Source organism: Altererythrobacter xiamenensis (assembly GCF_900177715.1).
Taxonomy (GTDB): domain Bacteria; phylum Pseudomonadota; class Alphaproteobacteria; order Sphingomonadales; family Sphingomonadaceae; genus Erythrobacter; species Erythrobacter xiamenensis.
The window spans coordinates 416,583-442,540 of sequence record NZ_FXWG01000002.1; the positions used below are offsets into that span (position 1 = coordinate 416,583).

Here is a 25,958-nt window from a genome sequence, read left to right on the forward strand (position 1 = left end):
GGTTGGTTTCAGACTACCAACGCAAAAGGGGCCGGATTTCTCCGGCCCCTTCAGTATTTTTCGCTGTTGAAGCGACTTACATGCCCGAGCCCGGACCGTAAGTTACTTCCACGCGGCGGTTTTGCAGCTCGCGAACGCCATCGGCGGTCGGAACGCGAAGCTGGGTTTCGCCGAACGCTTCGCTGGTGATGCGACCGTCGGGAATGCCGCGGCTCGACAGATAGTCGCGAACCGATGCGTTACGACGTTCAGCCAGACCCATGTTGTAGGTCGCGCTGCCCGAGGTGTCGGTGTGACCAGCCAACATGACGCTCGCCATTCCGCAGTCCGCGTAAGCGGTCACGGCGTTGTTGAGAATCGTGGCTGCTTCCGGAGTGATGTCCGACTCATCCCAGTTGAAGAACACGATGTACGGACCCGTGTTGCAAACCGGTGCCGGCGGAGGCGGCGGCGGAGGCGGCGGAGGCGGCGGAGGCGGCGGAGGCGGAGGCGGCGGGGGAGGCGGCGGAGCCGCTTCTTCACCACCGAAGTTGTAGGTCAGCGTACCGAGCAGCGAGTGGCTCTTCCAATCTGTTTCAAGATCGGCACCGCCGAGATCAACAATGTTCACATTCGGAGCATTGAAGTAGCGATACCGCAGACCGACATCCCAATTGTCAGAGATTGGAGCGCGGACGCCTGCAAGAAGCTGCCAAGCGAGACCAGTATCGGAATCGCTGTAGGCGCCTGGACCATTGACGTTGATCGTGCCTTCAGCTTCGACACGGGCGACACCGATACCACCACCGGCATAACCCTGGAGACCGTCATCCGGCCCAAAGTCGAACATGCCGTTAAGCATGAAGCTCAGCGCGTTGCCTTCACCGATTGCCGGGTACTGGCCGGTGAGGCGGGTATTGGCGTTCGATGATACCAGGCCAGGAGGCGTCGAGGCGAGTTGCTCAAGGTCTGCTTCACGATAGCTGGCTTCTGCCTCAAGACGGAAAGCGCCGAAGTCATAACCAACCATTGCACCGAAATCGTAGCCGGTGTCGTGATCGGCCTGAGCATCACCAGTGCCGTCCAAAATATCGATATCAAGGTCTTCGACGAGCATGACACCGCCCTCAACCCCGACGTACCATTGGTCGTCGCGAGCGAGCGCAGGCGTAGCAAGCGCTGTCGAAGCCATCGCCATTCCGATGACGAGTTTGCGCATTATATTATTCCCCTTCTTAGCGAACTGGAGCTACCTTCCGGTGTTCTAACTTTTCAGCCGGATGGTGGCAAGCGGGCATTCAGCACGAGGTGTTGCAAATAAGCCTCTATTGCCCGAGCAATTGAATTGTATCGCAAAGTCTCCCGCGCTGAATTACGCCCTAAACAGCCATCATCGACTAAAGTTCCGTTAAGCTGGAGAAAATACGCCAATTTGACGCAGCGCGCCGATGATTTGTTCGATAGCGGTTCGCGCCTCGATGTCGATGATGCTGCCGCCGCTCGGTGGACTGGGCTCTTCGGCGTGTGTCCAGCCGTTCATGTGGTAGATTCTCCGGCTCGCATCCCGATCGTACGCTTGCATGCCTTCGACCGGGGCGGTGAAGAGCCACTGTCCTGACGCGAAGGTGGCAATTGCATCCTCATGACCTGCCCAATTGCCTTCGGCGCTGGCGCAGTTCCTCGAGTTTCGCATCGATAATGGCGCGGGCAGTCGCGGCATCGGTATTGCGGCGGCGGGCGTGTTCGCGGGCCATCGTGTCGCGGTGCAGCGCCAGCAGGCGCAGGGCAGAGGCGTTGTCGCGGCGTGGCCCGTCTTTCGCTTCGCCGGCACGCAGTCGCGCCAGCAGTTCGAGTTCGAGATGCTCGTAACCTTCGACGAGGGCGCGATGCCACTGGCGGGCAAACTCGGCTTCTTCGCGCCTGACCTTGTAGGCGCGGCTGGGATTGATCCCCGTGCGGCGGGCAGCTTCGGAGACATTCGATGTTTCAGCGAGGCAGTCGAGAAATAGAGTACGCCAATGCCGGTTGAGGTTGCTCTTCTCTCCTGTCTTGAGCTCGGGTTTGATCTTGGTCCTGTTCCGTGAAGTCCTGGCCATCGTCCAATCCTCATGTTGCGCGACGATCCCACGAAAAGGCGACACCTTCCCGAGGAGAAGGGCCGCCCTTTCGAATCACATTATCGCGATGTTCTTGTTATGTACCCAAAGAGCGTGACGATGTCAATGAAAAAGTGCCAAATGGGTTAAACGCGGCAATTCTTGCGCCTTGCCTCGCGCTGCCCTAAGCGCCGCGCTCGCTCGGAAAAGGTGCATTAGCGATGGTCATGAAGCCGCTGCGCGGTCTCTATAACTGGACGATGGAGAAGGCGGCGCATCCGCATGCCGAGTTCTGGCTCGCTTTCTTCTGCTTCATCGAAGCGAGCTTCTTCCCGATCCCGCCGCATCCCCTGCTCGGCCTGATGTGTCTGGCCGAACCGAAGAAGGCGATCCGATTCGCCGTGATTGCCACCCTGTCTTCGGTCGCCGGTGCCTTGCTCGGCTATGCGATTGGCTGGGGCCTGTATGACACAGTGGGCGAGCCGCTCATCGGTGCGCTCGGCCTTGCCGAGAGCTTCCCGGTCGCTGCCTGTCACCTGCGCGAATACGACTGGCAGGCCATCCTCATCGCCGGAGCGACGCCTGTTCCGTTCAAGCTGCTGACGATCACTGCGGGGTTCATCGAGATGAATCTCGTCACATTCGTGCTCGCCAGCCTCGGCGCTCGCGCGCTGATCTTCATGACGGTGGGCATCCTGTTCCGCGTGTTCGGAGCGCCGATCAAGCGCGTGATCGATCAGTACCTCGGCACAGTGACGATCGCCTTCGTGGTGCTGGTGGTAGGCGGCTTCATCGTCCTGACCCAGCTTTCGGGCGGCAACGAGGAAGTGCAGGAGAAATGCGCGGCCGCAACCAGCGTTCAGGCGAGCGAATAAGCGCGCAGCTGCTCGACATCGCGGATCTCCAGCGCGCCATAGCTGCGCCTGACCAACCCTGCGTCTTCCAGCATTTTGAGGGCGGCATTGGCCGTGGCGCGCGTCACACCGAGCAATTCGCCAAGTTCCTGCTGGGTCACTGAAACCTGGTGTCCATTGCCCACCATATTGACCAGCAGTCCGGCCATACGCTCCGGATTGGTGCCGCGCCGCATCCCGGCCAAGAGCGATAGCGTGTCCTGCAATTGGTGCGACAGGGCACCCAGCAATGCGCGCATGGAAGCCGGATAATCGGGCAGCAGGCGGAGGAACGACTCGCCAGCAATGAAACGAAGCCGACTTTCCCCGCGCGACAATCCATCGACGACGCGCGGCGTGTCGGCGAACAATGCCAGCTCCCCATAGGAATCGCCCGGGCCGAGCAGGGCGACCGCGCGGAACTCGCCATTGGCGAGATGCTGGCCCACCCGCACTGTGCCTTCTTCGATCAACCAGAAACCGTCGGCCTTGTCGCCCCGATACTGGATGAACTGTCCGTCACTGAAGACGCGCAGGGGGCTCGCTTCGCGAAGCCTTGCCTGCAGATCCGGCTCGAGCGCCGCGAAAAGCAGGTTCGCTGCCAGGGTACGATTGAAATCGCCAGATTGTAAAGAATTGGACATTCTGCGGCAGCAATACCCGCTACGAACCCTTCCAACAAGGGAGAGCTCCATGCCAAAGTCGACCATCGCAATTCTGGGCGTCTATCTGTTTTTCGCCCTGCTTGAACTGTGGCGCACGAACCTGTTCGGCAAGGGAGAGCAGACTCGCGACGACGGTATCGTCGAAGCGGTCAGCATGATCATGCTGCTGGCGATTACTCAGCCCGCGATCGTCTTCACTTCGGCAGCGCTGATGAGCGTGGTCGCACCCGGCCTCGATGGAGCGCTGGCGGGCATGAACGTGTTTGCCGCCATCGCGCTGTTCCTCGTCGTCGATGACATGACGCAATACTGGTGGCACCGCGCGAGCCATACCTTCCCATGGCTCTACAATCTCCACCGCGCGCATCACGACGCAAGGTACATGAGCGTTCGCCTCGTCTATCGGAACAACATCATTTACTACGCGATGATGCCGGGCCTGTGGTTCGCAGGCGTGCTGCTCTACATGGGCCTCGACTGGGTCTATGCCGGGTATCTTGTGGTCAAGATGGCGGTCATCATCGGTGCCCATTCGGACGTCGCCTGGGACAGGCCGCTTTACCGGATCAAATGGCTTTCGCCGGTGATGTGGGTGGTAGAGCGTACGATCTCGACGCCAGCCACGCATCACGCGCACCATGGCCGCCACGCGGACGACCCGGCGGTCAACTACAAGGGCAATTTTGGCAATCTGCTGTTTTTCTGGGACGTGCTGTTCGGCACGGCGAAGATCACCCGGACCTATCCGGTGAGCTACGGGGTCGAAAACCTCGCTCCAGCGACGCTGGGTCAGCAACTGCTGTGGCCGATCTTCCCTGAAAACAAGGAAGAGGCGCCCGAACAAGTTGGAGAGGAGGCGGCAGCGACCGCCGCCTGAGGCCTCGAGGGAGAGCAATAGCGAGAGAGAGGCCTTGCGGCCGGGGCGCAGGGGGGCGCTCCGGCCGCTGACTATTCAGCCTTCGAACCTGGTCAGCCTTCGAACCTGGTGGTGAGCGTAATCTCGCAATCGAGCAGCTTCGAGATCGGGCAACCCGACTTGGCGTCTTCGGCCAGCTTTTCGAAAGTCTCTTGCGCCAGTCCCGGGACCTTGCCCTTGGTCGTCAGCTCGGATTTCGTCACCGCAAAGCCATCGTCGCCCTTCTCCAGCGTGACGGTAGAGCTTGTCGTCAGCGTCCCATCGGTGTGGCCCGATTCGGCCAGCTTGAACGAGAGCGCCATGGTAAAACAGCTGGCATGCGCTGCGGCGATCAGCTCCTCGGGATTGGTGCCCGGACCATCCTCGAACCGCGTATTGAAGCCGTAGGGGATTGCCGAGAGCGAAGCCGAGCCGGTCGAGATGTGACCTTTGCCGTCCTTGCCGAGGCCCTGATATGTCGCACTGCCTGTGTTGGTGGTTTTCATCTTTGCATTTCTCCTTTGCCTCAAAGACGCAGGAGACCGCTTCGATGTTCCGAGACTAGATTATTCCGACCGTCTTTCCCGCGCGCTCGAACATGCCAAGGATCGTTTCGACTTCCTCGTCGCTGTGTTCCGCGCAAAGTGAACAGCGCAGCAGGGTCATATTGGCGGGCGTCGCCGGCGGACGAGCGAGATTGACGTAGAGGCCTTCTTTCAGAAGCGCCTCCCACATCGCAGCGCCTTTTTCGAGATCGGGCATGATCACCGCGACGATCGCGCTTTGCGGCTCTTTGGTCCCGAGCTGGAAACCAAGCTCGGTCAGCCCGGCGTGCAAACGCTTGGAGTTCTCCCACAGATGCGCGCGCTTGTTCGAACCATGCATCAGCTTGCGGATCGAAGTGCAAGCGGTCGCGACGACGCTCGGCGGTAGCGAGGCTGTGAAAACATAGGGACGGCAGACGAGGCGCATGATCTCGAACTTGGGATGGTTCGAAACGCAGAAGCCGCCAACCGTGCCGACGCTCTTGGAAAAGGTGCCGATGATGAAATCGACGTCATCCATGACGCCCTGCTCTTCGACGACGCCGCGACCGTTTTCGCCGATGAAACCCATCGAGTGCGCTTCGTCGACCAGCACCATCGCGCCGTACTTCTTGGCGACGGCGACCATTTCCTTCAGCGGAGCGACATCGCCCAGCATCGAATAGACGCCTTCGAGCACGACCAGCTTGCCCGCGTCTTCCGGAATGCGGCGCAGGCGCTTTTCCATCGCCTCGATATCATTGTGCTTGAAAGGCACGATCTCGGCATTGCCCATCGCGCAGCCGTCCCAGATCGAGGCATGGCTGTCGATATCGAGCACGACGTAATCGCCCTTGCCCGCAATGGTCGAGATGATCCCGAGGTTGGCCTGATATCCGGTCGAGAACACCATGGCGTGATCCATGCCGTAGAACTCGCGGAGCGCGTCCTCGCATTCCTTGTGACCCTGGTACGTCCCATTGAGAACGCGGCTGCCGGTGGTGCCCGAACCGAAATCGGCCAACGCCTGCTTGCCTGCGTCGATCACGTCGGGATCGAAGGTCATGCCCATGTAATTGTAGGTGCCGAGCAGGATCGTGTCGCGCCCGTTGCATATCGCGCGGGTCGGCGAGAGGACCTTCTCCATCACGAGGTTGAAAGGGTCCTCGACGCCGCTTGCGAGAAGCCCTTCGCGCATCTGGATCAGATCGTCGAACTTGGAGAAGAGGTCTCCCTTCTCGCCCTTCAGATCCTGCGGCTGGTCGGGCTGGTTGATGCCTTCGCTCATGTGATTTGCTCGCTCAGCTGCCCTGCAGCTTGGTTACTGCGTCGACCAGCTGCCCGTAGGTTTCGATTTCGGCTTGCTGGTTCATGCTGATGATGATGTCGAACTCGTCCTCGATCGCAGCGACGAAATCCATCACCGTCAGACTGTCGAATTCCAGGTCGTTCTGGAATGTGGTGGCATCCGTGATCTCGACTTCCTTCTTGTTGAAAGGCTCGATCAGCGAACGAATGCGCGTGTCGACTTCGGCACGATCCATACGGAAACTCTCTTTCTATCTCTGATAGCAGGGGGCGCCTGCCACTATATTACGGCGGAAAAGCGGCTGTGGGGGGCGCTTGTCAAGCGCATATAGCCTCGCGGGATTTCCGTGAATGCGCCACTTGGTGCCGGGATCGGTCAATATCAATGCGGCAACAGCTGTTTGACGGCGTTCATGAACGGAATGATCGAGACCGGCTTTGCGAGATAGCCGGCGGCGCCTGCGCTGCGGATTCTCTCTTCATCGCCCTTTCCGGCATAGGCCGTCACCGCCAGAACCGGAATCTGCTGCAATTCGCTGTCGCGCTTGGCCGCCTCGATCAGATCGACTCCGGAGACATTGGGAAGCTGGATATCCATGATGATGAGGTCGGGCGACACGCGCCGCGCGGTATTGAGAGCGGCCTCCCCGTCGGCTTCCGGCTCGACTTCGAAGCCGTTCGCCTTCAGCACGTCGCAGAACAATTTCCGGTTGAGGTCGTTATCCTCGACAACCAGTATTCTCTTTGCCACTGCCTCTAGCGCTCCTTTTATCCGTACCTAACTAGATGAACCGAATGACCGCCACAATTCGCAATCCTGCCCAATCCCCCGATGCACCATCGGCAAGCGCACCGACTCTGGCGCTCGCTGCGCTCGGCTGGGTGCTCGAGGACGAGGATCGCGCCGCACGCTTTCTCTCGTTGACCGGGCTTGACCCCGACTCTCTGCGTGCCGGTCTTGGCGAGCGACAGGTGCAGGCATCGGTGATCGAGTTTCTCGCCAATCACGAACCCGACATGATCCGCTGCGCCGAAGCGCTGGCGGTCACCCCCGAAGAACTGGCGCAAGCCGGAAGGGATTTGTCCGCATGAGCCGACCCCTTGTCATATCCGATTGCGATGAGGTGCTGCTCCACATGGTGGCGCATTTCAAGGAATGGCTGGAGGAAAGCCAGGGCGTTTCCTTCAATCTCGTCGGCAACAATTTCGCCACTGCCATGCGCTGGAAGGACAGCGGGGAACCGCTGGGTGAAAAGGACATCTGGCGCAAGCTGGGCGGATTTTTCGACACTGAAATGGATCGGCAGCTTCCCATCGCGGGCGCGGTCGAAGGTATCAACCGGCTGGCCGAAGATGCCGATGTCGTGATCCTGACCAATCTGACGGACGAGCGGCAGGAACACCGCAAGGAGCAACTGGCGAAGTTCGGCGTTCATGCCGAAGTCTTCACCAATCAGGGGCCGAAGGGCCCTGCGCTCAAGGCGATTATCGACGAATTCTCGCCCTCCAAGGCGATCTTCATCGACGATCTTGCCCAGCATCACCAATCCGCCTCGGAGACGGTGCCGGACATTTCGCGCCTGCATCTGTGCGGCGAACCGACGATCGCGCCGCACATCAATTGCGCGCATGAGGCCGGGCATGCCCATGCGCGGATCGACAATTGGGCCGAGGCATTGCCCTGGCTGCTCGACGAACTGGAGAAAGACCCGAGATGACCATCGAAGCGCGTTTACAGGAACTTGGCATTATTCTGCCCGAGGCGGCAGCTCCGGTCGCGAGCTATGTCCCGGTCGTTGTGGAAGGCGGGTTCGCCCATGTTTCGGGACAGCTGCCTTTCGTCGATGGCAAGCTTGTCACCGGCCGTCTGGGCGAGGATGTCTCGCTCGAAGACGGAACGGCTGCGGCACGTGCCTGCGGCCTGATGATCCTCGCGCAATTGAAGGCGGCGCTGGTGCCGCTCGACAAGGTGGAGCGGGTGGTCAAGCTTGGCGCATTCGTCAATTCGACGCCCGATTTCACCGACCAGCCCAAGGTCGCCAACGGAGCCTCCGAGCTGATGTTCGACGTGTTCGGCGAAAAAGGTCGCCATGCCCGTGCCGCGGTCGGCGTGCCGGCGCTGCCGCTCGGTGCGGCGGTCGAGGTCGACGCGATCATCGCCATCGCGGGAGACTGAGCCGCAGTGGCGAAGCGCCCCGTTCCCGAGTGGCTGATGCAGTGGGAATATGCCCATCGCGGGCTGCATGGAAATGGCGTTCCGGAAAACTCGCTGGCGGGCGCTCGCCTCGCGATCGAGGCGGGCATGGGGATCGAGTGCGATATCCAGCGTACAGCCGATGGCACGCCGATGATATTTCACGATTGGGACCTGCTTCGCCTGACCGGAACCGAGGGGCTGACCGAAGGGCATACTGCGCTTGAGATGCGCGAGCTGCGCTATCTCGACAGCGATGAAGGTCCGGCGACTTTGTCCGACCTGCTCGCACTCATCGACGGGCAGGTGCCGCTTCTGATCGAGATCAAGTCGAGGCGCGGGTACGACGTCGAACTGACTTGCAGGATCGTGACGAGGGAGCTTGCCACCTATCAGGGTGCGGCTGCGGTCATGAGCTTCGATCCGAGAGTTGCCCGATGGTTCCGCCGCAACGCGCCCGAGGTTTGTGCAGGCCTCGTCATGCGCGAGGACGAACACGGTTATACGCAAAGGCGGTGGCAAAGGCGGTTAGCCTTCGCGATCGCGAAGCCAGATTTTCTGGCGTACCACATCGCCGCCATGCCCAATGACTGGGTCGCCGCCCTGCGTGCCGAAGGCCTGCCGGTGCTGACCTGGACCGTGAACTCGCCCGAGACCCGCGTTCGCGCGGTCGCCTGCGCCGATGCGCTTATCAGCGAGGGAGCAGGGCTTCCGTGAGCGAGGGCGAACTGACTGTCAAAATTGCGCCTTCGGTGGGCAGTCTCGATGCCGATCAATGGAACGCGCTTGGCGGAAATCGCAATCCGTTTGTCAGTCACGAGTTCTTGAGCGCGCTCGAAGATTCGGGCAGCGTTAGCGAGGGCACCGGCTGGGATCCCGTTCCGATTATCATCACCGATGCCGACGACCGGCTGGTCGCAGCCTTGCCCAGCTACGCCAAGCATCACAGCCAGGGCGAATATGTTTTCGATCATAGCTGGGCCGATGCGCTGCAGCGCGCAGGCGGACGCTACTATCCCAAGCTGCAGATCGCCGCGCCGTTCACCCCGGCAAACGGGCCGCGCCTTTTGCTGAGTGACGAGGCACTGGCACCGCATCTGCTCAAGGCTGCCGAGCAGGTCTGCACGCAGAGCGGACTGTCATCAGCCCATGCCACCTTCATCGAGCGCGAGCAGTTGCCTCTGTTCGAAGAGGCCGGCTGGCTGATGCGCAGCGACATCCAGTTTCACTGGGAGAACAAGGGCTATGCGAGCTTCGACGATTTTCTCGCCGAACTCGCCTCGCGCAAACGCAAGAATCTCAGGAAGGAACGCGAAGCCGCGCAGGAGGGTGTCGAAATCGTGCGCCTGTCAGGCGACGCAATCAGGCCCGAGCACTGGGATGCCTTCTGGATTTTCTATCAGGACACAGGCGCCCGCAAATGGGGCACTCCCTATCTGACGCGCGAAGCCTTCGACCTGTTCGGCGAGCGGATGGGGGACAGGTTGGTGCTGGTGCTCGCGCTGCTCGACGGCGACCCGATTGCCGGCGCGCTCAACTTCGTCGGAGAAGATGCGCTCTACGGGCGCTATTGGGGGTGCACGCTCGACAAGCGCTTCCTGCATTTCGAGCTATGCTATTATCAGGCCATCGACATCGCGATCGAGCGAGGGCTCAAGCGGGTCGAGGCGGGCGCTCAGGGCGGTCACAAGCTCGCCAGAGGCTATGAGCCGGTCCAGACATGGTCGGCGCACTGGATCGCCAACCCTTCATTCCGCGATGCCATCGCCGATTTTCTCGAGCGCGAGAAGGAGGGCGTAGCTGTCGATCAACTGTTCCTGGGCGAAAGGACGCCGTTCAGGAAAGGCTGAGAGTTCAGGCCGCCTTGCGGCGCTCGTCGGCGAGCCACTGGCGTGCGCGACGCTGCGCTTCAGCGATTTCGCGGGCGGTCATTTCGTCGGAAATATCCGCGCGGCACCAACCGGCTTCCTCGTGACCTTTCGACGCAGCAAGGTTGAACCACTTGTGTGCTTCGATGAGGTCGCATTCCGCGCCGTGGCTGCCAGTCGAAAAGGCAACGCCGAGATCGAAATAGGCGGTGGTGTCGCCCTTTGTCGCTGCGGCCAGGCATTGGGCGATTAGCGCGTCGGCCTCTTTCCCGGTCACTTCCGTGGCAGTGCCACCGTTGATCGTCTTCAGTTCCATTGCTGGTCCCCCGTTATGTGCGGCGCGCCTTCCCCAAGGCGACCGCCTGAGACCGAAATCAGCGGAACATGGTCAACAATTGGTTAACGCAGCCGCAAATATTTAGATCGTCGGCCTCATGCGCGTTCGCGTTGAGTTAAGTTTCCCACTCTATTGAAGCTCTCCGACAAACGGCTTGTGCCCATCTTGCGGCGGCCCTATAGGCCCGCGCAGGCAGGTGGTGAGGGCCACTGGACAATCCGCCGACAGCAGTTCGCAAAGGCTGGTCGGCGGGTCAGGATCGGGTGAGAGAATCAAATGGCCGCTGTGGCGTCTGAAGAAATCGACATTCTCGAAAAAGCCAAGCGAATGCTCGAGCCGGATTATGTTCCGAGCGACGACGAAGAGTATATGAACGAGCAACAGCAGCAGTATTTTCGGATGCTGCTGATCGAATGGAAACGTTCGATCCACGATGCTGCCGAACACACGCTCCAGTCGCTTCAGGATGGACCGATCCGCGAACCCGACCTCAACGATCGCGCCTCGAGCGAAACCGATTGGGGCATCGAACTGCGCACGCGTGATCGCCAGCGTAAGCTCATTTCGAAAATCGACTCTGCCCTTCGCCGGATCGACCAGGGCGAATATGGCTATTGCGAAGTCACCGGCGATCCGATTGGCCTGCGCCGACTTATTGCTCGTCCGGTCGCAACCATGACCGTCGAAGCGCAGGAAGCGCATGAACGTCGCGAGAAGATTTCGCGCGACGACTGAAGCGTGTAGTCGGGCCTGCAGCTGAGCCTGCGACGCCTCTTTTTGCTTCGAATGCCCAAACGCCGCTGACCATATCGAGGCAAGCTGCTAGGCCGCTTGTGATGATCCGAATCTGCTACGCCTTGTTCCTTTCGCTTCTGCTGGCCGCGTGCGGTTCGCAGAGCGCTGACGGGCCGGTCGAGGTGGCGGTGATCGGCCAGAGCGAAAGCCTGTTCCAGCAGGGTGTCCGGCTCTCTGCGCCAGCCCAGCACCTGCGCGCATCGACGCATGAAGGGCTGGTCGCCATGAACGCTTCCGGGCAGATCGTCCCCGCAATCGCCGAGCGCTGGATCGTCACCGATGACGGGATGAGCTATATCTTTCGGCTCAGGAATACGAACTGGCCCAGTGGCGATGCGATCACCGCGACTGACGTAAGACGCGAACTGCTCGACAATCTGCGTCGGCTCGAAGGGACCTCTCTGGGGCTTGATCTTGCCAAGATTCGCGATGTTCGGGCTATGACCGGCCGTGTCGTCGAGATCCGGCTGACAAGTCCGATGCCTGAATTCCTGCGGCTGCTTGCCCAGCCTGAAATGGGCCTGATCAAGGAGGGTCAGGGGGCGGGCCCGATGCAGCTGTCGCGCGATGAGGAGAGGGACGAGGCTATATTGACCGCGCTGCCGCCCGAGCAGCGGGGTATGCCGGCGCGGCGCGATTGGGAGGAGCTCACACGACCGCTGCGCCTGCGTTCACTGCCCGCCGCCGAAGCGGTCGAGGCTTTTGCTTCCGGTGATGTCGATCTCGTCCTCAACGGACGGCTGGTCGATTTGCCGCTAGCCAATACCGGCCCACTGACCCGCGGGACGGTCAGGCTCGATGCAGCATTGGGCCAACTCGGGCTGGTCGTGCGAAGCGACGAAGGCCTGCTGGCCGAACCCGAACGGCGCGAGGCGCTGGCCATGGCGATCGATCGAAGTGACTTGATGGAGCCGTTCAGTCTGGGCGGTTGGCAGTCTGCGACCAGCATCGTCCCGCGCGAGATGTGGGGCGATGTCGTGCCAGAGGAACTGGAGTGGACAGACTGGAGCATGGAACGCCGCCGTGCCGAAGCGCGCAACAGAATTGCTGCCTACGATGGCGCAGCAACGGTCTCTATCGGCATGCCGCGCGGGCCGGGCAGCGAATTGCTCTTCCGCCAGCTGGCGAGCGATTTTCGTGCCATCGGGGTCGAGGCCCGTCTGGTGGAATCCGGTAGCGGAGCCGATCTGGAGCTTCACGACCGAGTGGCGAGGATCGCCTCTCCGCGCTGGTTCCTCAACCAGTTCAATTGCTCGATCCGGCGCGGGCCGTGTTCGCCCGAGGCGGATGCCGCCGTTCTCAATTCACTTTCCGCCAGCAATCCCGAGGAGAAGGCGACCCTGCTGGCGCAGGCAGAGATCGCGCTGCAGGATAGCCATGTCTACATCCCTTTCGGTGCGCCAATTCGCTGGTCGCTCGTGCGCGGTTCGATTGTCGGATACCAGGAGAATCAATGGGGCCTTCATCCCTTGTTCCCGCTGGCGGAACCTCCCATCTAGGGGAGAGGAGAACAATCGATGGACGGACCCCAACGCCCGCAGCCCATGGGCATTCAGCTTCCCACCGGCACCGATGTGCAATCGATCCGGCAGCGCGTGGAAGCGATGGAGATGCTGCTCGAACGCAGCTTCCGCATTCCCGGGATCAATTATCCGATCGGCCTCGATGCGATCGTCGGGCTGGTGCCGGTCGTGGGCGATATCGTGACGACCGCGATGGGCGCGTATCTCGTGTGGGAAGCGCGCAATCTCGGCATGCCCAAGTGGAAGCTGTGGCGCATGGCGGGGAATGTCGGTGTCGATACGCTGCTCGGCGTGGTGCCGCTCGTCGGCGATGCAGCGGACTTCGTCTTCCGCTCTAACACGCGCAATTTGCGGATCATCAAGAAGCACCTCGACAAGCATCATCCCGAAACGCGGATTATCGATGGGTAATCGCCCATCGGGCGACAGGTAGTTTCATCCGTCACCGGTTCGCGCTAGGCAGCAGCCATGTCCAGCGACGTTACCTATTCAAGCTATCTCGATCTCGATCGGATTCTCGCTGCGCAGCATCCGGCCTCCGGCGCGCATGACGAGATGCTCTTCATCATCGTTCACCAGGCCAGCGAGCTGTGGCTCAAGCTTTGCCTGCATGAACTGACCGAGGCGCGAGCGCATATCGCAGTCGACGATCTGCGTCCGGCCTTCAAGATGCTGGCCCGCGTCGCCCGTGCCCAGGGCCAACTGATCCAGAGCTGGGATGTGCTGAGCACAATGACCCCGCATGACTATTCGACCATCCGCCCGCATCTGGGCAATTCCTCCGGTTTCCAGTCCGCGCAATACCGCTTGATGGAGTTCATGCTCGGCGGGAGAAATCCCGACATGATTACCATGCATGAAGCGACGCCCGAGGTGGCTGAGACACTGCGTGCCGAGACCGAGCGCCCGAGCATTTATGACGAGGCAGTGCGCTTGCTTGCGCGGCGCGGGCTGGAGATCGGCGAGGACGTGCTGAACCGCGATGTTCAGGCGGTTTATGCGCATTCACCCAGTGTCGAAGCGGCCTGGGCCGAGGTCTACAAGCACCCGAACCAGTATTGGGATCTCTACGAGCTGGCTGAAAAGCTGGTCGATCTTGAATATCACTTCCAGCGCTGGCGCTTCGGTCATCTGAAGACGGTCGAACGTATCATCGGCTTCAAGAAGGGGACGGGCGGCACGCCCGGCGTACCCTATCTTGCGGGCGTGTTGAAGGCGGCGTTCTTTCCTGAACTCCTGAGTGTGCGGACGGCGATCTGATGGCGCGCAAGATTTGGGACATCTCGCAGCTTCTGGGGCCGGAGCTTCCGGTCTGGCCGGGTGACACCGCGTTCGAACACAAGCGTACATGGCAGATGGAGGAAGGCTCTCCGGTCAATGTCTCGGCGCTGACGCTGTCGACGCATACCGGCGCCCATGCCGATGCGCCGCTGCATTACGATGCGAGCGCGCCCGACATCGCGACTGTCGATCTCGAGCCCTATCTGGGCGAGTGCCTGGTCGTCGATGCGCGCGGATCGAATGGCGAGGTTCAGGTAGGCGACCTGCCACACTTGCGATCTATCGACCGGGTGCTGTTTCGCACCTACGAGAAGTTTCCGCACGACAAGTGGGACGAGGGTTTCACTGCCATCGCTCCCGAAACGATCGAATGGCTGGCCGTTCAGGGGGTGAAACTCGTCGGCACCGACGCTCCCTCGATCGATCCGCAGAACTCGAAGACGATGGATGCGCACAAGGCGGTGCTCAAGGCCGACATGCGGATCCTTGAAGGTCTGGTCCTCGATGACGTGCCGGAGGGGCGCTATGAGCTGATCGCTCTGCCATTGCCGATACTGGGCGGCGATGCCTCTCCGGTGCGCGCGATTTTGCGGGAGCTTCCCGATGCGTGAGGAACTGGTTCGGCGCGCGCGGGATCTCGATGCGGCAGACCCATTGGCCGAATATCGCGAGCGCTTCATCCTCCCCGAAAATGTTATCTATCTCGACGGCAATTCGCTGGGCGCACTTCCCACTGCGACCCCTGCGCGGATGCAAGAAGTTATTCGCGGTGAATGGGGCGAAGGGCTGATCCGATCGTGGAATGATGCCGACTGGATTGGCGCTGCGCGGCGCGTGGGCGGCAAGATTGCACCGCTGATCGGTGTGCAGCCGCATGAAGTCGTGGCCTGCGATTCCACCAGTGTGAACCTCTATAAGCTGATCGCGGCGGCGCTCGACATGCGTGCCGGAAGGAAGGTCATCCTGTCCGAGCCGGGAAATTTCCCGACCGATCTCTACATGATCGCAGGACTCGAACGGCAAGGTTTGGCCGAGCGGCGGCTGGCGCCGCGCGACCAGCTGATCGAGGCGCTCGACGATGACGTTGCGCTGCTGCTGCTGACCCATGTCCACTACAAGACCGGCGACGTGTTCGACATGGCTGCGATGACGAAAGCTGCGCATGAGGCGGGCGCACTGGTGTTATGGGACCTCTCGCATTCCGGCGGCGCGCTGTCGGTCGATCTCAACGGGTGCGAAGCCGATCTCGCCGTCGGCTGCGGCTACAAATATTTCAATGGCGGTCCCGGCGCACCGGCGTACGCTTTCGTGGCAGAGCGGCACCAAAAAGCGCTCCACCAGCCACTAACCGGCTGGTTCGGGCACGCCGCGCCCTTCGCCTTCTCCGATGACTATGCACCTGCGCCGGGTATCGACCGGTTGCAATGCGGCACCGCGCCGATCCTCGGGCTGGCTGCGCTGGAGGTCGGTGTCGATCTGGTGGCGGAGATCAGTGTCGACCGGTTGGCGCGTAAATCGCGTGCGCTCTCCGAGTTTTTCCTCGAATGCCTCGGCGAGTGGGGTCTCGACCTTGAACTGGTCAGCCCGCTCGACAGCACCAGGCGCGGCAGCCAGCTCAGCTTCCGCCATGCTGAAGCCTACGCCATCTGTCAGGCGCTGATTGCCCGCGGCGTGATCGGCGATTTCCGCGATCCCGATATCCTGCGCCTCGGCTTTGCGCCCGCCTATCTCCGCTTCGAGGATATGGCCGAAGCCGCGCGCCACCTCGTCGAAGTGCTCGAAAGCGGCGAATGGAAAAAGCCGGAGTTCAGCGAACGCGCGGCGGTGACATAGACCTCACTCTTCCAGTTCAATGTCCCAATAGAGGAAATCGCGCCAAGTCTCGTGGAGGTAGTTCGGCGGGAACAGCTTGCCGCGCTGCTGCAGATGCCAGCTTGTCGGTCGGATCGGCTTTTCGAGCAGGTGCATATGCGCCTGCTGAGGGGTGCGCCCGCCCTTCTTCGCATTGCACGGCGCGCAGGCCGCGACGATATTCTCCCACGTCGTCTTGCCGCCCAGTTTGCGCGGAATGACGTGGTCGAAAGTCAGATGCTGGTGGCCCCCGCAATACTGGCATTGGAAGCTGTCGCGCAGGAACAGATTAAAGCGGGTGAAGGCGGGGAACTCGCTCGCCTTCACATATTGCCGCAGCGCGATCACGCTGGGGATCTTCATGTCGAGCGAAGGCGAGTGGACCTCGCGTTCATAGCTCGCCACGATATCGACCCGGTCGAGGAAGACCGCCTTGATCGCTGTCTGCCACGGCCACAGGCTCAAGGGGTAATAGGACAGCGGCGTGTAGTCCGCATTGAGAACGAGCGCGGGACAGCCCGACAGATTGCGTGTCGGGTCCTCCTCGGCGCTGCGGAACTGCGCTGCGCGTTCTAGCAGTTCGGCCTTGAACATTATTCGCCGCCTCCTGAATGCTCTTTACGGAGCATTTGCGCGGAATCGCGTCAAGACTGTTACACAGTCTGAATCCACAAGGAATTTTCGCAAGGGCCGAAAACTGTGGCAAAGCCGCAACCCATGATCGTCTCGCGTTTCGCCCCGAGCCCCAATGGGCCGCTCCATCTCGGCCATGCCTATGCGGCGATCGTGGCGCATGATCTGGCAAGGACGCGCGGTGGGCGGTTCCTGCTTCGGATAGAGGATATCGACGGTGCGCGCTCGCGGCCCGAACTGGCCGATGAGTTTCGCCGCGATCTGGAATGGCTGGGCCTCGAATGGGAGGAGGTCGCGCCGCAATCGACCCGGCTGGAAAGCTATCGCGCCGCAGCGGACGAGTTGCTTCAGCGCGGCCTGCTCTACCCCTGCACCTGCACCCGCAAGGAGATCGAGGCGCTCAAGCCCAAACTGGGGCCTGACGGGTTGGTCTATCCGGGGACGTGCAAGGGGCGACTGATCGATCCCGCGCGCCCTGCCGCATTGCGCCTCGACATGGAGCGCGCACAGGCAGAGGCAGGCTCCCTGACCTGGGTAGACGAACTCGCGGGCGAGCAGATCTGCGATCCGCAACAATTCGGCGATGTCGTTTTGGTGCGCAAGGAGGAGCCGGCGAGCTATCACCTCGCCGCGACGCTCGACGATGCTGCCGACGGCGTAACGCTCGTCACGCGCGGAGCCGATCTGTTCTTCGCAACGCATATCCATCGCCTGTTGCAGGCACTGTATGACCTGCCGGTGCCGACATGGCATCACCATGCGCTGCTGCTTGACCATGAGGGCAAGAAGCTCGCCAAGCGGCGCGGCAGCCCGGCGCTGTCGGATTTGCGCGAACGCGGAGAGGATGGCCTGTTGCTCGCGCAGCAACTGCGCTTGCAGCGATTGCCATCTGGAATTTCGCTCGGAAAGCCCTAGATAGCTGTCATGACAACGCTCCTCATCATCGTTCTCGCCATACTGGTCGCGCTGACCGTTTTCTCGCTCGTGCGCGGGGTGGTGGCGTTCCTGAAAACGACCAAGATCGACCTCGAAACGGGTGAGGGTGAAACCGTCACCGAGATGCAGCTGATGCAGAACAAGGCGATGTTCGCCCGCATCAAGTATCAGGCGCTCGCTGTTGCCGTGGTCGCGATCATCCTCGCAATCTCGCAGTAAATCGCCTAGGTCCGCCGCGCGCCAGCAGGAGGACCGATGGTCAAGCTCAACAAGATCTACACTCGCACCGGAGACGATGGCTCGACCGGTCTCGTCGATGGCTCGCGCGTGGCGAAACAGTCGCCCCGCATCGAGGCGATCGGCAAGGTGGACGAAGCCAATTCCGCGATAGGGCTGGCCGCCGCCGCGCTCGACGGAGGCGCGCAGGCGCAAGCGCTATTTCGCGTCCAGAACGATCTGTTCGACCTTGGCGCCGACCTCGCGACACCGGCGGAGAATCGCGATTTCGCGCCTTCGGAAATGGTTTTGCGGATCGTGCCCGGCCAGGTCGAATGGCTTGAACAATCCATCGATGCGCTCAACGAAAACCTTGAGCCGCTGACGAGTTTCGTTCTTCCGGGCGGATCGGAGGCTGCGGCGCGAACCCATGTTGCGCGCGCATCCGTCAGATCAGCGGAACGCGCCGTTACCGAACTGGCCGCAGGAGAGCCGGTCAATCCCAGTGCGCTTGCCTATATCAATCGCCTCTCGGACTATCTTTTCGTGCTCGCCCGCGTTTTCAACGAGAATGGCGCGGGGGATGTTACCTGGGTTCCCGGACAAAATCGCTAAAACCGCGCTAGCCAGTACCGCCAGCCTTCGCTAAGCCGCGCGCTTTGCTGCAAGTGCGAAGGGAATCGGAATGCGGACAGTCGCGGTAATCGGTGCAGGACAGATGGGGACGGGCATTGCCCAGACGATCGCGCAACATGGCACGAAGGTCTTGCTGGCCGATGTCGATCTCGAGCGCGCCGAAGCCGGCAAGGCAAACGTCGACAAGGCGCTGACCAAGCTGGTCGGGCGCGGCAAGCTCGAAGCCGATCAGGCCGAGACTGTCCTGTCGAAGATCGAGCCGGTTGCCGACTATTCTCCGATGACGGAAGCATCACTGATCATAGAAGCGGCGACCGAGCGCGAGGACATCAAGCAGAAGATCTTCGAAGCCGCGGGCAAGGTCCTTGCCGACGACGCGATCATGGCTTCGAATACGAGTTCGATCCCGATCACGCGCATGGCGAATTATTCGCCCGACCCGAAGCGTTTCATCGGCCTGCACTTCTTCAATCCGGTGCCGGTCATGGGACTGATCGAGGTCATTCCCGGTCTTGCGACCAGCCAGGAAACGACAGACCGGATCACGGCTTTTGCCGAAAGCCTGGGCAAACAGGTGGTCCTGAGCCAGGACGAGCCGGGCTTCGTGGTCAATCGCATCCTGCTCCCGATGATCAACGAGGCGATCTTCGTGCTCGGTCAGTCCACCGCCGGTATCGCCGATATCGACAAAGGCTGCCGTCTCGGCCTCAACCATCCTATGGGGCCGCTCGAACTGGCCGATTTCGTCGGGCTCGATACTTGTCTCGACATCATCATGGTCCTCTACAAGACCACGCGCGACGCCAAATACCGTCCTGCGCCGCTGCTGGTGAAATATGTCGAAGCAGGCTGGCTGGGTCGCAAGACCGGGCGCGGTTTTTACGACTATTCGGGCGAAGCGCCGGTTCCGACGCGGTGATTGTTCCGCACACCCATCCGGGTATGCGTCCTCCCTGCTGATCCCTCCGCTTCGCTTCGGGGCAAGTCCGGGTGGAAGGGCGGAGGGCGCGGGTGGCTACGGAACCCATAAGCATCGACGCCCGTTGGTCAGGCAAAGGAGATTATGCATGACCGACAATAGCAAAGTGAAGAGTCAGGAAGAGCGTCAGAAGGGCCTCGCCCCCGAAACCCATAACGACGAACAGGACGACCACCGCAACCAGGCGCAGGAGGTTTCCGAACAGGCGCAAGAAGTCAGCGCGCATGCCTCCAGCCCGACCGAGAGCACGAAGCCTGCGGACAACACTCCGCTCGACAATTCGAAGCAGGATACGGTCGATCACATGCGGGACATGGAAAGCTCGGGCCGCGTCGATATGGACGCCTATGCGGGCGAACCCAATCACGACGATAATGTCGACAAATACGGCAAGGGGCACAAGCCTGACGGATTGCGCGGTGACGGCACCTAATTCGGAGCCAGGGTCCCGTCATTCAGGACCCAAAGCGCTACGATCAGAAGCAGCGCACCACCGGAAATCGAATAGGCGATCAGCTGGATATTGGGCAGCTTCGGAGAGTCGACCGCATGCGAGGAGAGCCTGTTGAACGCCTTGCATGCGCGGCGCTCCGCTCCAATCGCGAAGACAATCGCCAGCGAGATGAAAAGAGTCGCGATGGCCTTGGCCAGCCAGGGCGGCTCGAACTCTCCGAACAACGCGCGGAAGCCGATGCCGATCGCAATTGCGGCGAACGCCGTGCGCATCCAGCCAGCGAAGGTCCGCTCGAGGGCCATGACCGTGCGGTCTTCGGCCCAATCGGTCCGATCTTCCGCCATCTGGGTGCTGCGATCGGCAGACTGATCGTCTGAATCGCTATTGTCTTCGGTATCTTGCGCCATGGAAAGCCACGCTAAGTGACTGGCGCAAAAGCGCAAGAGCGCACGAGGGCCGTCAGGTGCCCGGCCCGTCGATCCCCGGCGGTTGTTCGCGCAGGCTGGCTCGCGTGTTCGGTTCGCTATCGCCGACGGAAGGCGTGCTGTCGGTCGGCGCGGCGTCGATGCCATCGGCGTCATCGACAAGAGCGCCGTCGTTCTCCCAGCCGGAACCGTTATCGCTTTCATCCGCGCTACCGGCGGGGACATATTCACGTATTCCGGCCTCCGCACCCGATGCGAAAGCGGGGGTGGGCGTGTGATTGGAAGCTGCGACCGTGACGAGCGCGCCTTCATCATTTTCTTCGCCAATGAGCACCACTGCGGCCAGCAGTATGCCACCGCCGAATATCAGCGCATTCTTGGGGTTCTCGAACAAGGTCGTACGCATAATGCGCAAGGTTAGCCGACCCGCTCTTAACTTTTCGTAGCCTTCGCCTCGGCTGACAATTCATAAAGCAAATCAAGTGCATCGCGCGGGCTGAGTGCATCGAGTTCGATTGCCGCGATGCGCTCTGCAAGGCTGTCCTTTTCTTCTTCGTCGGGAGCGAATGCGGCCGCGAACAGCGGCAATTCGCCCAATCCGGCAGCGATTCCGCCTGTTTCGGCACGGCCTTTCTCGAGCTTGTCGAGCACCTGCTTGGCGCGCTTGACCACCGGCTGCGGCACCCCCGCCAGGCGAGCGACCGCGAGACCGTAACTCTGGTCGGCTGCGCCCTCGGACAGCTCGTGCAGCAAGACGAGATCGCCTTTCCATTCGCGTGCGCGAACGTGGTGCAGCGACAGCGCCTCGCAACTGTCGGCCAACCGCGCGAGCTCGTGATAATGGGTCGCGAAGAGGCAGCGGCAGGCGATCTGCGAATGCACCGCTTCGACCACAGCCCATGCCAGCGCCAGCCCGTCATAGGTCGATGTGCCGCGCCCGACCTCGTCGAGGATCACAAAACTACGCTCGCTCGCCTGGCTGAGGATCGCTGCGGTTTCGACCATTTCGACCATGAAGGTCGAGCGGCCACGGGCGAGATTGTCGGAGGCTCCGACGCGGCTGAACAAGCGGTCGACCAGCCCGATCCTTGCGCTGTCTGCCGGGACGAAGCCACCCGCCTGCGCCATCAGGACGATCAGTGCATTCTGCCTCAGGAATGTCGACTTGCCGCCCATGTTCGGGCCGCCGATCAGCCAGAGGCGGTCGTCGGGATCGAGCGAGCAATCATTGGCGACGAACCGGTCGTCGGTCTTGGCTAGGGCGGCTTCGACGACCGGATGCCGGCCGGCCCGAATGTCCAGCACCGCGCCCTCGTCGATTTCGGGGCGGCACCACCCCCCTTCCGCGGCGCGCTCGGCCTGTCCCGCGCTCACATCGATCCGGGCGAGGGCCGCGGCCGTCGCGGCGATGGCCGCTGCACTGTTGCAGATTTCCCCGACGAGCTCTTCGAAATGCGCTTCCTCGGCGGCGAGGGCATGGCCGCCAGCTTCCGTGATACGGCTCGCTTCTTCATGCAGCGCGACCGAATTGAAGCGCACCGCGCCCGCCATCGTCTGGCGGTGGGTGAAGCCGCTGTCGGGCTCCATCAACCTGTCACCATGTTTCGCGGGAACCTCGATAAAATACCCGAGAACCCCGTTATGTTTGATCTTCAGCGAGGCAATTCCGGTCTCGTCGCGATAGCGCGCCTCCATTGCGGCGATCGCTTTGCGCGCATTGCCGGAGGTTTCGCGCAATTCGTCGAGCGAAGCGTCGTATCCCTGAGCGATAAATCCGCCACTGTGGCGCTCGGTCGGCGGGGAGGGGACCAGCGCCCGCTCGAGCAGGTCCACGAGTGCGCCATGTCCACCCATTTGCGGCAGCAGTTCGGCCAGCAGCGCGGGCGTATCGGGAAGGCTTTCGAGCTTCGCCCTTAGCTGCCTCGCATCGCGCAGCCCGTCTCGCACCTGGCCTAGGTCACGCGGGGTGCCGCGCCCCGCGACGAGCCTTCCGAGCGCGCGCCCGATATCGGGGATGGCGCGCAGGGCCTCGCGCAAGTCGGCGCGGCTCAGCGGATCTGCGTGTAGCCAGTGGACGAGCGCAAGCCGGGCCTCGATCGCGGACCGGTCAAGCAGTGGAGAGGAAAGGTCCTCTGCCAGCAGCCGCGCACCTGCGCCGGTTACACAGCGGTCGGTCGCCGCGATCAGGCTGCCGTCGCGTCCGCCGTTCTGTGCCGCGAGTATCTCGAGGCTGCTGCGCGTTGCCTCGTCCATCAGCATCGCCTGCCCGCTTTCGCGCAATGCGGGGGGAAGCAGCAGCGGCAGATTGCCGCGACCGACATGGTCGAGATAGGCGATGAGCCCGCCAGCTGCCGCCAGCATGGCGCGGGTGAAGCTGCCGAAACCGTCGAGCGTTGCGACGCCGTGGATCGTCTTGAGCCGCGCTTCGCCTTCGTCGCTGGCGAAATGGCTGCGCGCCATCTCGCCTGCGTCTTCGGGACCGTGCTCCCACCCCTCGGGCACGACGACTTCGCTCGCGCCGATCCGGGCGAGCACCGCGCCGAGCATATCGGGGGTGCATTCTTCCAGCACCGTCGCGCCGGTCGAAATGTCGCAGCTGGCGATCCCGATCGTGCCGCGCACTTCGGCGAGGGCGGCCAGCATATTGGCGCGCCGCGGTTCGAGCAGTGCTTCCTCGGTCAGGGTTCCAGCAGTGACGAAGCGGACGATGTCGCGCTTCACGAGAGCCTTGGAAACCGGCGTCCCTTCGCGCTTCGCACGCGCCTTAGCCTCATCGGGCGTTTCGACTTGCTCGGCAATGGCGACACGGCGGCCCGCCTTGATCAGCCGTGCGAGATAGCCTTCCGCCGAATGGACCGGCACACCGCACATCGGCACTGGTTCGCCGCCATGCTCGCCGCGCGTCGTGAGCGCGATGTCGAGCACACCTGCGGCATCCTTCGCATCGTCGAAGAACAATTCGAAGAAGTCGCCCATGCGGTAGAACAGCAGGCAGCCTTCGGCCTCGCGCTTGAGCGCGAGGAACTGCTCCATCATCGGAGTGGGTTTTCCAGATTTGCCGCCGGCCATCACGGCTGGTTAGCGCGCATGCAGCTGATTCGGAACGCGCACCCGCCAGCTTTCCCCTATCGCTTCGCCGAATCTCGCGGTAGGGCCAGCGAGATTACGTAAAGGAAGGTTCGAGACTTGCCCGAGAAAAGCAAGACCACATTCACCACTCGCGAAGCGCTGTTTTACCACGAGACGATCCGTCCCGGTAAGATCGAGATCATCGCCTCCAAACCCATGGCGACCCAGCGCGACCTCAGCCTCGCCTATTCGCCGGGCGTTGCCGCCCCGGTCGAAGCGATCGCCGAAGATCCCTCGACCGCGGCGCGCTATACCGGGCGTTCCAACCTCGTCGCGGTGATCTCGAACGGGACGGCGATCCTTGGCCTCGGCAATCTGGGCGCGCTTGCCTCCAAGCCGGTGATGGAAGGCAAGGCGGTGCTGTTCAAACGCTTCGCCGACGTGGATTCGATCGACATTGAACTCGCCACCGAAGATCCCGATGCCTTCATCGAGGCGGTCGCGCTGATGGAGCCGAGCTTCGGCGGCATCAATCTCGAAGACATCGCCGCGCCGGAATGCTTCGTCATCGAACAGGCGCTGCGTGAACGGATGAATATCCCGGTCATGCATGACGACCAGCACGGCACGGCGATCATCTCGGCGGCAGGCCTGATCAATGCCGCGCATCTGACGGGCCGCGACCTCAAGGATTGCAAGATGGTGGTGAACGGGGCTGGCGCATCGGCGCTTGCCTGCACCGCGCTCATCAAGGCGATCGGTATTCCGCACGAGAACGTGATCGTGTGCGACCGCAAGGGGCCGATCTATCCGGGTCGCGAAGGCGTGGACCAGTGGAAGAGCGCGCATGCGGTCGAGACCGAGGCGCGCAGCCTCGAGGAAGCCTTGGTCGGCGCAGACATATTCCTCGGCCTCTCGGCTGCCGGCGCGCTCAAGCCCGAGTGGGTCGACAAGATGGCGGACAAGCCGATCATCTTCGCCATGGCCAACCCGACGCCCGAGATCATGCCGGATGAAGCGAAGGCAGTCCGACCAGACGCGATCATCGCCACCGGCCGGTCCGACTTTCCGAACCAGGTCAACAATGTCCTCGGCTTCCCCTTCATCTTCCGCGGCGCGCTCGACGTGCAGGCGACCGCAATCAACGAGGAAATGAAGATCGCCGCCGCCCGCGCGATTGCGGAGCTCGCGCGCGAACGCGTGCCGGAAGAGGTCGAGGCGGCCTATGGCGAGAACCACCAGTTCGGCGAGGATTACATCATTCCCGCGCCGTTCGATCCGCGCCTGATGGAAGTGGTTTCATCGGCTGTGGCAAAGGCGGCGATGGATTCCGGGGTCGCGCTCGCGCCGATCGAGGATTTCGACGCCTATCGCCACCAACTCAAGGCTCGCCTCAACCCCACCACCGGTGCGCTGACTCGGGTCTACGAGGAGGCACGCGCCAATCCGAAACGCGTGGTTTTTGCCGAGGCGGAGGAGGACGTCGCGCTGCGCGCCGCGATCCAGTTCCGCGATTTCGGCTACGGCACGCCGATCCTGGTCGGACGAACCGAGAAGGTGCGGCAGAAACTGGTCGAACTGGCGGTGGACGATCCGGACAGCTTCATCATCGAGAACTCGAAAACATCCGAGCACGTGCCCGCGATGAACGAGTATCTCTACGAACGCCTCCAGCGTCGTGGCTATACCGAGCGGGACGTTGCCCGCATGGTCAATCAGGAGCGGAACGTGTTCGCCGCCTCGCTTGTCGCACTGGGAATTGGCGATGCGATGATATCCGGCCTTACGCGCACATTCTCGCAGACCGCCAAGGAGGTGAACCTCGTCCTCGATCCGGCGCCGGGCGCCGTGCCGTTCGGCGTGCACATGATGATCGGCAAGAACCACACGACCTTCATGGCCGACACCACGATCAACGAGCGTCCGACGGCTGAGGAGCTGGCGCATATCGCCTGCGAGACCGCCGCCGTTGCGCGCCGCATGGGTCACGAACCACGCGTTGCGTTTCTCTCCTTCTCGACCTTCGGGAATCCCATGGGGCGCTGGCTGGAGAACATTCGCGAAGCCGTGGCGATCCTCGACAAGAAAGAGCCGGGTTTCGAATATGAGGGCGAAATGGCACCCGATGCCGCGCTGAATCCGAAAGTCATGGAGCTGTACCCGTTCAGCCGCCTCTCCGGCCCCGCCAACGTGCTCATCATGCCCGGCCTGCAGTCGGCCAATCTCTCGGCCAAGCTGCTGCGCGAGCTCGCCGGCAATGCGACGGTCGGCCCGATGCTGATCGGCATGGAGAAGCCTGTGCAGATCGCCCCGATGACGGCGATCGCGCCCGATGTGCTGACGCTGGCTGTGCTCGCGGCGGCTGGCGTGGTGGGGTGAAGGCTGACTAGTCTCGCCTGAT

32 protein-coding genes and 1 pseudogene are annotated in these 25,958 nt (G+C 62.0%); 19 read left to right on the top strand and 14 right to left on the bottom strand.

Annotated features, from left to right (window positions below; genetic code table 11):
- Positions 1-76: 76 nt before the first annotated feature.
- The 4 genes and pseudogenes from CCE89_RS07320 to CCE89_RS15275 form a co-directional block, all read right to left on the bottom strand.
- Positions 77-1,198: an OmpA family protein gene (locus tag CCE89_RS07320; RefSeq protein ID WP_086437389.1), complete on the bottom strand. Its 1,122-nt coding sequence runs from the start codon at positions 1,196-1,198 to the stop codon at positions 77-79.
- Positions 1,199-1,387: 189 nt separating this feature from the next.
- Positions 1,388-1,519, bottom strand: a complete 132-nt coding sequence (locus tag CCE89_RS15515) for a hypothetical protein (protein ID WP_268762227.1) — start codon at positions 1,517-1,519, stop codon at positions 1,388-1,390.
- 48 nt (positions 1,520-1,567) lie between these two features.
- Positions 1,568-1,612: pseudogene (locus tag CCE89_RS15575) on the bottom strand (hypothetical protein); the annotation flags it as partial.
- 7 nt (positions 1,613-1,619) lie between these two features.
- A complete protein-coding gene (locus tag CCE89_RS15275) occupies positions 1,620-2,075 on the bottom strand; it encodes a hypothetical protein (RefSeq protein WP_159456614.1) in 456 nt (151 codons plus the stop codon).
- A gap of 221 nt (positions 2,076-2,296) precedes the next feature.
- Between CCE89_RS15275 and CCE89_RS07330 the strand changes: the two genes are divergently transcribed.
- Positions 2,297-2,950 carry a YqaA family protein gene (locus CCE89_RS07330; RefSeq protein ID WP_086437391.1) on the top strand — a complete coding sequence of 218 codons (654 nt, stop codon included), beginning with the start codon at positions 2,297-2,299 and terminating at the stop codon, positions 2,948-2,950.
- On the opposite strand, the gene CCE89_RS15105 is transcribed toward CCE89_RS07330, so the two are convergent.
- Positions 2,935-3,612 (bottom strand): Crp/Fnr family transcriptional regulator, encoded by a 678-nt coding sequence (locus CCE89_RS15105; protein WP_159456615.1) that lies wholly within the window; start codon positions 3,610-3,612, stop codon positions 2,935-2,937. The two genes, CCE89_RS07330 and CCE89_RS15105, sit on opposite strands and share 16 nt — an antisense overlap.
- Positions 3,613-3,661: 49 nt before the next feature.
- Between CCE89_RS15105 and CCE89_RS07345 the strand changes: the two genes are divergently transcribed.
- Positions 3,662-4,510 (top strand): sterol desaturase family protein, encoded by an 849-nt coding sequence (locus tag CCE89_RS07345; protein ID WP_086437392.1) that lies wholly within the window; start codon positions 3,662-3,664, stop codon positions 4,508-4,510.
- A 92-nt stretch (positions 4,511-4,602) separates the two neighbouring features.
- On the opposite strand, the gene CCE89_RS07350 is transcribed toward CCE89_RS07345, so the two are convergent.
- The 4 genes from CCE89_RS07350 to CCE89_RS07365 form a co-directional block, all read right to left on the bottom strand.
- A complete protein-coding gene (locus tag CCE89_RS07350; protein WP_086437393.1) occupies positions 4,603-5,034 on the bottom strand; it encodes an OsmC family protein in 432 nt (143 codons plus the stop codon).
- A 55-nt stretch (positions 5,035-5,089) separates the two neighbouring features.
- Positions 5,090-6,340, bottom strand: coding sequence for a serine palmitoyltransferase (gene spt, locus CCE89_RS07355; protein ID WP_086437394.1), 1,251 nt, complete (start codon positions 6,338-6,340; stop codon positions 5,090-5,092).
- 13 nt (positions 6,341-6,353) lie between these two features.
- Positions 6,354-6,596, bottom strand: a complete 243-nt coding sequence (locus tag CCE89_RS07360) for an acyl carrier protein (protein WP_086437395.1) — start codon at positions 6,594-6,596, stop codon at positions 6,354-6,356.
- 146 nt (positions 6,597-6,742) lie between these two features.
- Positions 6,743-7,111, bottom strand: coding sequence for a response regulator (locus CCE89_RS07365; protein ID WP_086437396.1), 369 nt, complete (start codon positions 7,109-7,111; stop codon positions 6,743-6,745).
- A gap of 35 nt (positions 7,112-7,146) precedes the next feature.
- On the opposite strand from CCE89_RS07365, the gene CCE89_RS07370 reads away from it, so the two are divergent.
- From CCE89_RS07370 to CCE89_RS07390, 5 genes are read left to right on the top strand one after another with little or no spacing between them, the layout of a single operon-like run.
- Entirely contained in the window at positions 7,147-7,452 is a 306-nt protein-coding gene (locus tag CCE89_RS07370; protein ID WP_407640393.1) for a DUF3572 domain-containing protein, read from the top strand.
- Entirely contained in the window at positions 7,449-8,078 is a 630-nt protein-coding gene (locus CCE89_RS07375) for an HAD family hydrolase (protein ID WP_086437397.1), read from the top strand. The genes CCE89_RS07370 and CCE89_RS07375 overlap by 4 nt, the downstream gene beginning before the upstream one ends.
- The gene (locus tag CCE89_RS07380; protein WP_086437398.1) at positions 8,075-8,536 is read left to right on the top strand and encodes a RidA family protein; all 462 of its coding nucleotides are present in this window, start codon (positions 8,075-8,077) and stop codon (positions 8,534-8,536) included. Before CCE89_RS07375 ends, CCE89_RS07380 begins: the two co-directional genes overlap by 4 nt.
- 6 nt (positions 8,537-8,542) lie before the next feature.
- Positions 8,543-9,271 (top strand): glycerophosphodiester phosphodiesterase family protein, encoded by a 729-nt coding sequence (locus CCE89_RS07385; RefSeq protein WP_086437399.1) that lies wholly within the window; start codon positions 8,543-8,545, stop codon positions 9,269-9,271.
- Positions 9,268-10,404 (top strand): GNAT family N-acetyltransferase, encoded by a 1,137-nt coding sequence (locus tag CCE89_RS07390; protein ID WP_086437400.1) that lies wholly within the window; start codon positions 9,268-9,270, stop codon positions 10,402-10,404. The genes CCE89_RS07385 and CCE89_RS07390 overlap by 4 nt, the downstream gene beginning before the upstream one ends.
- A 4-nt stretch (positions 10,405-10,408) precedes the next feature.
- On the opposite strand, the gene CCE89_RS07395 is transcribed toward CCE89_RS07390, so the two are convergent.
- Positions 10,409-10,738, bottom strand: a complete 330-nt coding sequence (locus CCE89_RS07395) for an SEL1-like repeat protein (RefSeq protein WP_143255985.1) — start codon at positions 10,736-10,738, stop codon at positions 10,409-10,411.
- A gap of 297 nt (positions 10,739-11,035) precedes the next feature.
- On the opposite strand from CCE89_RS07395, the gene dksA reads away from it, so the two are divergent.
- The 6 genes from dksA (at position 11,036) to kynU (ending at position 16,191) form a co-directional block, all read left to right on the top strand.
- Positions 11,036-11,494 carry an RNA polymerase-binding protein DksA gene (gene dksA, locus CCE89_RS07400; RefSeq protein ID WP_086437401.1) on the top strand — a complete coding sequence of 153 codons (459 nt, stop codon included), beginning with the start codon at positions 11,036-11,038 and terminating at the stop codon, positions 11,492-11,494.
- Between the two features lie 101 nt (positions 11,495-11,595).
- Positions 11,596-13,053, top strand: coding sequence for an ABC transporter substrate-binding protein (locus CCE89_RS07405; RefSeq protein ID WP_086437402.1), 1,458 nt, complete (start codon positions 11,596-11,598; stop codon positions 13,051-13,053).
- An 18-nt stretch (positions 13,054-13,071) separates the two neighbouring features.
- Positions 13,072-13,488: a DUF4112 domain-containing protein gene (locus CCE89_RS07410; RefSeq protein WP_086437403.1), complete on the top strand. Its 417-nt coding sequence runs from the start codon at positions 13,072-13,074 to the stop codon at positions 13,486-13,488.
- A 57-nt stretch (positions 13,489-13,545) separates the two neighbouring features.
- Positions 13,546-14,337, top strand: a complete 792-nt coding sequence (locus tag CCE89_RS07415) for a tryptophan 2,3-dioxygenase (RefSeq protein ID WP_086437404.1) — start codon at positions 13,546-13,548, stop codon at positions 14,335-14,337.
- Entirely contained in the window at positions 14,337-14,969 is a 633-nt protein-coding gene (gene kynB, locus CCE89_RS07420; RefSeq protein ID WP_086437405.1) for an arylformamidase, read from the top strand. Before CCE89_RS07415 ends, kynB begins: the two co-directional genes overlap by 1 nt.
- A complete protein-coding gene (gene kynU / locus CCE89_RS07425; RefSeq protein ID WP_234989994.1) occupies positions 14,962-16,191 on the top strand; it encodes a kynureninase in 1,230 nt (409 codons plus the stop codon). Before kynB ends, kynU begins: the two co-directional genes overlap by 8 nt.
- Before the next feature lie 3 nt (positions 16,192-16,194).
- Here the strand turns inward: kynU and CCE89_RS07430 are convergent, their stop codons facing one another.
- The gene (locus CCE89_RS07430) at positions 16,195-16,803 is read right to left on the bottom strand and encodes an HNH endonuclease (protein ID WP_086437406.1); all 609 of its coding nucleotides are present in this window, start codon (positions 16,801-16,803) and stop codon (positions 16,195-16,197) included.
- Between the two features lie 123 nt (positions 16,804-16,926).
- Between CCE89_RS07430 and gluQRS the strand changes: the two genes are divergently transcribed.
- The 5 genes from gluQRS (at position 16,927) to CCE89_RS07455 (ending at position 20,042) form a co-directional block, all read left to right on the top strand.
- Positions 16,927-17,757: a tRNA glutamyl-Q(34) synthetase GluQRS gene (gene gluQRS, locus CCE89_RS07435; RefSeq protein ID WP_086437407.1), complete on the top strand. Its 831-nt coding sequence runs from the start codon at positions 16,927-16,929 to the stop codon at positions 17,755-17,757.
- A gap of 9 nt (positions 17,758-17,766) precedes the next feature.
- Entirely contained in the window at positions 17,767-17,997 is a 231-nt protein-coding gene (locus CCE89_RS07440; protein ID WP_086437408.1) for an HIG1 domain-containing protein, read from the top strand.
- Between the two features lie 36 nt (positions 17,998-18,033).
- Positions 18,034-18,609, top strand: coding sequence for a cob(I)yrinic acid a,c-diamide adenosyltransferase (locus CCE89_RS07445; protein WP_086437409.1), 576 nt, complete (start codon positions 18,034-18,036; stop codon positions 18,607-18,609).
- Between the two features lie 70 nt (positions 18,610-18,679).
- Entirely contained in the window at positions 18,680-19,549 is an 870-nt protein-coding gene (locus CCE89_RS07450; protein ID WP_086437410.1) for a 3-hydroxyacyl-CoA dehydrogenase NAD-binding domain-containing protein, read from the top strand.
- A 148-nt stretch (positions 19,550-19,697) separates the two neighbouring features.
- Complete coding sequence (locus tag CCE89_RS07455) at positions 19,698-20,042, top strand: hypothetical protein (RefSeq protein ID WP_086437411.1); 345 nt, start codon at positions 19,698-19,700, stop codon at positions 20,040-20,042.
- Here the strand turns inward: CCE89_RS07455 and CCE89_RS07460 are convergent.
- From CCE89_RS07460 to mutS, 3 genes are read right to left on the bottom strand one after another with little or no spacing between them, the layout of a single operon-like run.
- Positions 20,039-20,470: a YidH family protein gene (locus tag CCE89_RS07460; protein ID WP_086437412.1), complete on the bottom strand. Its 432-nt coding sequence runs from the start codon at positions 20,468-20,470 to the stop codon at positions 20,039-20,041. The genes CCE89_RS07455 and CCE89_RS07460 overlap by 4 nt on opposite strands.
- Before the next feature lie 52 nt (positions 20,471-20,522).
- The gene (locus CCE89_RS07465; RefSeq protein ID WP_086437413.1) at positions 20,523-20,894 is read right to left on the bottom strand and encodes a hypothetical protein; all 372 of its coding nucleotides are present in this window, start codon (positions 20,892-20,894) and stop codon (positions 20,523-20,525) included.
- A 26-nt stretch (positions 20,895-20,920) separates the two neighbouring features.
- Positions 20,921-23,557 (bottom strand): DNA mismatch repair protein MutS, encoded by a 2,637-nt coding sequence (mutS, locus tag CCE89_RS07470; protein ID WP_234989995.1) that lies wholly within the window; start codon positions 23,555-23,557, stop codon positions 20,921-20,923.
- Between the two features lie 117 nt (positions 23,558-23,674).
- Here mutS and CCE89_RS07475 point away from each other — a divergent pair, with 117 nt between their 5' ends.
- The gene (locus tag CCE89_RS07475) at positions 23,675-25,936 is read left to right on the top strand and encodes an NADP-dependent malic enzyme (RefSeq protein WP_086437414.1); all 2,262 of its coding nucleotides are present in this window, start codon (positions 23,675-23,677) and stop codon (positions 25,934-25,936) included.
- Positions 25,937-25,958 lie beyond the last annotated feature (22 nt).